Source organism: Streptomyces sp. SID4985, assembly GCF_009863025.1.
GTDB lineage: Bacteria > Actinomycetota > Actinomycetes > Streptomycetales > Streptomycetaceae > Streptomyces.
Map to the genome: position 1 here is coordinate 1 of NZ_WWIR01000553.1, position 5,211 is coordinate 5,211.

Annotated in this window: 5 protein-coding genes; 3 read left to right on the forward strand and 2 right to left on the reverse strand. The window is 72.1% G+C overall.

Annotation, left to right across the window (positions count from 1 at the left end):
* A partial coding sequence (locus GTW40_RS23870) for a GNAT family N-acetyltransferase (RefSeq protein ID WP_161182231.1) occupies positions 1–184 on the forward strand: 184 nt, incomplete at its 5' end.
* 97 nt (positions 185–281) lie between these two features.
* Positions 282–1,868: a Na+/H+ antiporter gene (locus GTW40_RS23875; RefSeq protein WP_161182232.1), complete on the forward strand. Its 1,587-nt coding sequence runs from the start codon at positions 282–284 to the stop codon at positions 1,866–1,868.
* A 13-nt stretch (positions 1,869–1,881) separates the two neighbouring features.
* On the opposite strand, the gene GTW40_RS23880 is transcribed toward GTW40_RS23875, so the two are convergent.
* Positions 1,882–2,988, reverse strand: coding sequence for a mechanosensitive ion channel domain-containing protein (locus tag GTW40_RS23880; protein ID WP_161182233.1), 1,107 nt, complete (start codon positions 2,986–2,988; stop codon positions 1,882–1,884).
* Between the two features lie 112 nt (positions 2,989–3,100).
* Here GTW40_RS23880 and GTW40_RS23885 point away from each other — a divergent pair, with 112 nt between their 5' ends.
* Positions 3,101–3,670: a dienelactone hydrolase family protein gene (locus GTW40_RS23885; RefSeq protein WP_161182234.1), complete on the forward strand. Its 570-nt coding sequence runs from the start codon at positions 3,101–3,103 to the stop codon at positions 3,668–3,670.
* Positions 3,671–3,677: 7 nt separating this feature from the next.
* Here GTW40_RS23885 and GTW40_RS23890 read toward each other — a convergent pair.
* A partial coding sequence (locus tag GTW40_RS23890) for an alkaline phosphatase D family protein (protein ID WP_237525653.1) occupies positions 3,678–5,211 on the reverse strand: 1,534 nt, incomplete at its 5' end.

Sequence of the window (5,211 nt, forward strand, 5' to 3'; positions counted from 1 at the left end):
CGGCGTCGGCGCGGCCCTGGTGCGCGCCGTCGAGGACGCGGCCCGCGCGCTCGGCCTGAGCGCCGTGGACCTGCACGCCCAGACCCACGCCCTCGGCTTCTACGAGCGCCTCGGGTACACGGAGTACGGACCGGAGTTCATGGACGCCGGAATCCCGCACCGGGCGATGCGCCGCGCCCTGTAGGCATCTCCCGGCCCGCCGGGTCGGACCCCGGCTCCGGCCGGGCGGCGTGGCAGTCTTGAGTCTTGCGGTGTGATCGCGGACTCCCGGAGCGCTCGACGTGGATCAGCTGGCCCTGTTGTTCGTGATGCTGCTCGCGGCCCTGGTGAGCGTTCCGGTGGGGGAGTACTTCGGGCTGCCGGCGCCGGTGCTGATGACCCTGTTCGGCGGGGTCCTCGCGGTGCTCGACTTCGTGCCGACCGTCGACATCCCGCCGGAACTCATCCTGCCCGCGCTGCTGCCCCCGCTGCTCTACGCCGCCGTACGCCGCACCTCCTGGCGGCAGTTCGCGGCCAACAAGCGCCCGATCTTCCTGCTCGCCGTCGCGCTGGTCTTCGTGACCACGGTGTGCGTGGCGGCCGTGGCCCACGCCATCGTGCCCGGGCTGCCGGTCGCCGCCGCGGTGGCGCTCGGCGCGCTGATCGCCCCGCCCGACCCGGTCGCCGCGACCGCGGTGGCCGGACAGCTCGGGCTGCCCCGCCGTCTGGTGTCGATCCTGGAGGGGGAGGGGCTCTTCAACGACGTCACGGCGATCGTGCTCTACCACGTGGCCATCGCCGCCGCGATCAGCGGGGAGTTCTCGCCCTGGGGCGCGGGGCTCGACCTGGTGCTCTCCGCCGTGGTCGCGGTCGTCGTCGGGCTGGTGCTCGGCTGGGGCGCCAACAAGCTGATGGACCTGCTCGGTGACGCCACCCTCCAGATCGGGCTCACCCTGCTCGTGCCGTACGCCTCGTACGTGCTGGCCGAGGGGCTGCACGGCTCCGGGGTCCTCGCGGTGCTCACCACCGCGCTGTTCCTCGCCGAGTACGCCACCGACGCCGACGACGTGATGACCCGGCTCGCCGGGCACACCTTCTGGGACATCATCGACACGCTCGTGACCGGTGTGGCCTTCGGGCTGATCGGCCTCGAACTGCACAACGCGATCCGTACCGCCTCGGGCCGCTGGGGCGAGCTGCTCGGCTGGGCGGCGGCGGTCGCGGCCACCGTGATCCTCGTACGGCTGCTGTGGCTGATGCCCGCGACCTGGCTCACCAAGCGGCTGCACGCCCGGCGCGACTACGACGAGGACATCCCGGTCGGCTGGCGGGAGACGGTCGTGATGTGGTGGTCCGGGATGCGCGGGGTGGCGTCCGTGGCGCTGGCCCTCGCCATCCCGCTGAGCACCAAGTCCGGGGCGTCCTTCCCCGACCGGGACATCATCATCTTCATCGCCTTCGGGGTGATCATCGCCACCCTGGTGCTCCAGGGACTGACCCTGCCCTGGCTGGTGCGCAGGCTCGGGGTGCGGGCGGACTCCGAGCGGGAGAAGGAGTTCGAGACCGAGCTGGCGGTGCGCGCGACCAAGGCCGCGCGGCGTCGGCTGCGGGAGATCGAGCAGGTCGAGGAGCTGCCCGAGGAACTGTCGGAGCAGATGCTGCGGCGCGCCTTCGACATCGGCATCCGGATCAGCCCCGACATGGGCGAGGAGGAGCGCCGCGAGGCCCACAAGCAGCGGGCCCGGCGGCTGAAGCGGGTGCGCAAGATCCAGGCGGAGATGATGAGCGCGGCCCGCCACGAGGTGCTGGCCGCGCGCAGCGAACCGGGCGCCGACCCGGAGATCGTCGACCGGGTGCTGAGACACCTGGACGTGCGCAGCCTGCGCTGAGCCGGAGGTCCCGCTAACCCCGGCCGGTGCGCGGGAACTCGTAGGCGTGGCGCAGGGTCTTGCGGTCCGGGGACGGGATCTGGTCCGGGGCGGGCACCGCGTCGGCGGTGTTGACGCGGGGGAGGGCGTAGGGGTGCTCGGTGCGCAGCCAGGTGATCATCCGCTCGCGGACGGCGACCCGTACCGTCCAGATGTCGTCCGCGTCCTTCGCGGTCACCAGGGCGCGTACCTCGATGGTGTTGGGGGCCGTGTCCGTCACCACCAGACTGTGCGCGCGGCCGTCCCAGGCGGGGCACGCGCGCAGGATGTCCCGCAGCCGCTCGCGCATCGCCTCGACCGGCGCGCTGTGGTCGAGCTGCCAGAAGACGGTGCCGGTCATCTGCGGGGTGCCCCGCGACCAGTTCTCGAACGGCTTGGAGGTGAAGTACGAGACCGGCATGGTGATCCGGCGCTCGTCCCAGGTCCGCACGGTCAGGAAGGTCAGGGTGATCTCCTCCACGGTGCCCCACTCGCCGTCCACGACGACCGTGTCCCCGATGCGCACCATGTCGCCGAAGGCGATCTGCAGCCCGGCGAACATGTTGGCCAGCGTGGACTGCGCGGCCACACCGGCGACGATGCCGAGCACACCGGCCGAGGCCAGCAGCGAGGCACCGGCCGCGCGCATCTCCGGGAACGTCAGCAGCATCGCGGCCACCGCCACCACGCCGACGATCGCGGAGACCACCCGCATGATCAGCGTCACCTGGGTCCGCACCCGGCGCACCCGCGCCTGGTCCCGGTTCGCGCGCGCGTAGCGGCTGTACGAGGTCTCGACGACGGCCGCCGCGATGCCGATCACCAGCCAGGCGGTCGAGCCGATCAGCACCAGGGTCAGCGTCTGCCCGATGCCCACGCGGTGCCCCCGGAGCGCGGGCACCTGGGCGAAGGTGCCTCTGAGCAGCGCGGCCAGCAGCACCAGTTGATAGGGGATGCGGCAGCGGCGCAGCAGGCCCCACAGCGGGGTCTCGCCGTGCTGTCCGTCGGCCTTGCGCAGCAGCACGTCGGTGCCCCACCCGATCAGCACGGTGAGGACGACGCAGCCGCCGACCACGATCAGGGGTCGGATGTCGTTCTCCATGCGGGTGCGCCTAACCGCGAGACGCCGTCATGAACCTGAGTGTTCCCCGGTGGAGCGGGTAGGAGGCCGTGCCGGTACGGGGGTTCGGGGCCCCGGCTGGCACCATGGGGCCATGAACATCATGCTCTTTCACTCCGTCCTCGGGCTCACTCCCGAGGTGCGCGACGCCGCCGACCGGCTGCGCGCGGCCGGCCACGAGGTGTGGACGCCGGACCTCTTCGAGGGGCGCACCTTCGACACGGTCGAGGAGGGCATGGAGTTCAAGGAGGAGGTCGGCAAGGAGGAGCTGCTGAAGCGGGCGGTGCTCGCGGCCGCGCCGTACTCCGAACGCGGCCTGGTCTACGCCGGGTTCTCGCTCGGCGCCTCCGTCGCCCAGACGCTGGCCCTCGGCGACGAGAAGGCACGCGGGCTGCTGCTCCTCCAGGGCACCTCGGACATCGCGCCGACCGCGCACGTGGACGAGCTGCCGGTCCAGCTGCACGTCGCCGAGCCGGACCCGTTCGAGACGGACGACTGGCTGAGTGCCTGGTACCTCCAGATGGGCCGCGCCGGTGCCGACGTCGAGGTCTACCGCTACCCCGGCGCCGGTCACCTCTACATGTTCCAGGACACCCCGGACTACGACGCCGAGGCCACCGAGGCCACCTGGCGGGTGGCGCTCGGCTTCCTCGACAGCCTGTGACGGCCGGTCACACCGGGTCGTAGGTCCGCTCGACGGTCTGCGTGCCGTTGCGCGTGCGGTACGAACGCGTCCACGCCGAGGTCGCGTTCGGGTCCGCGCGGTCGGAGATGACGTAGTAGTCCATCTGCGCGCGGTCGGCGGTGATGTCGAGCACGCCGTAGCCGTGCCGGTCGGTGTCCACCCAGTGGACGTGCCGGTTGGCGGCCCTGATGACCGGCGCGGCGATCGCCGACACCGTGCCCTCGGGGACCTTCACGATGTCGTCGAGGTTGTCCGAGGTGAGCGAGGTGACCACGAACTCGGTCGCGGCGGACGCCGAGAGCGGATAGGTGCCCGCGTCGTACGGCACGTCGTTGGCCCAGGCCATGTGGATGTCACCGGTCAGGAAGACGGTGTTGCCGATGGCGTTGGTCCGCAGATGGGCGAGGAGTTCGCGGCGGTCGTCGGTGTAGCCGTCCCACTGGTCGGTGTTGAGGGCGATGCCCTCCTGCGGCAGGCCGAGCAGCTTGGCCAGCGGTCTGAGCAGGTCGGCGGAGAGCGAGCCCACCGAGAACGGCGAGATCATCACCGAGTTGCCGACCAGCCGCCACTTGGTGTCCGACGCCTTGAGCCCGGCCTTCAGCCAGTCCAGCTGGGCGCGCCCGGTGAGCGTGCGGTCCGGGTCGTCCACCGAGCCGCTCGCGGTGGCCGCCTGCTGGGAGCGGAAGGAACGCAGGTCGAGCAGGGAGAGATCGGCCAGCTTGCCGAAGCGCAGCCTGCGGTAGGTGGTGCCCGCGACGGCCGGGCGGACCGGCATCCACTCGAAGTACGCCTGCTTGGCGGCGGCCTGACGCGCCGACCAGGTGCCCTCGGCACCCTCCGTGTGGTTGGCGGCGCCCCCGGACCAGGCGTTGTCCGCGAACTCGTGGTCGTCCCAGATCGCGACGACCGGCGCCTTCAGGTGCAGGGCCTGGAGGTCGGGGTCGGTCTTGTACTTCGCGTGCCGGACGCGGTAGTCGGCCAGGGTGAGGATCTCGTGCGTGGGGGCGTGCGGGCGGACGACCTTGTCGCGGGTGCCGTACTCGCCGGTGCCGTATTCGTAGATGTAGTCGCCCAGGTGCAGCCAGGCGTCCAGGTCGCCGCGGGCCGCGAGGTGGCGGTAGGAACTGAAATAGCCCGCCTCCCAGTTGGCGCAGGAGACCACGCCGAAGCGCAAGCCCGCGACGTTCGCGTCGGGGGCCGGGGCGGTGCGGGTGCGGGCGACGGGGGAGTCGGTGCCACCGGAGGAGAAGCGGAACCAGTAGTCGGTGGCGGGCGCGAGGCCCCGGATGTCGGCCTTCACGGTGTGGTCGGCGGCGGCCGTCGCGGTGGTCGACCCGGTGGCGACGACCGAGGTGAGCGCCTTGTCCCGGGCGACGACCCAGCTCACCTCGGCGTCGGGGCCGACTCCGGAGCCGGGCAGCGCCTCGGGCGTGGGCGTCACCCGGGTCCACAGCAGCACGCCGTCGGGCAGCGGGTCGCCGGAGGCCACGCCGTGCGCGAAGACGGGGGCGGCGGTGGCG

Bases quoted from the DNA above. Each gene is read 5' to 3' on its own strand.
- GTW40_RS23885 (WP_161182234.1), top strand. From the start codon at position 3,101: ATGAACATCATGCTCTTTCACTCCGTCCTCGGGCTCACTCCCGAGGTG.
- GTW40_RS23880 (WP_161182233.1), bottom strand. From the start codon at position 2,988: ATGGAGAACGACATCCGACCCCTGATCGTGGTCGGCGGCTGCGTCGTC.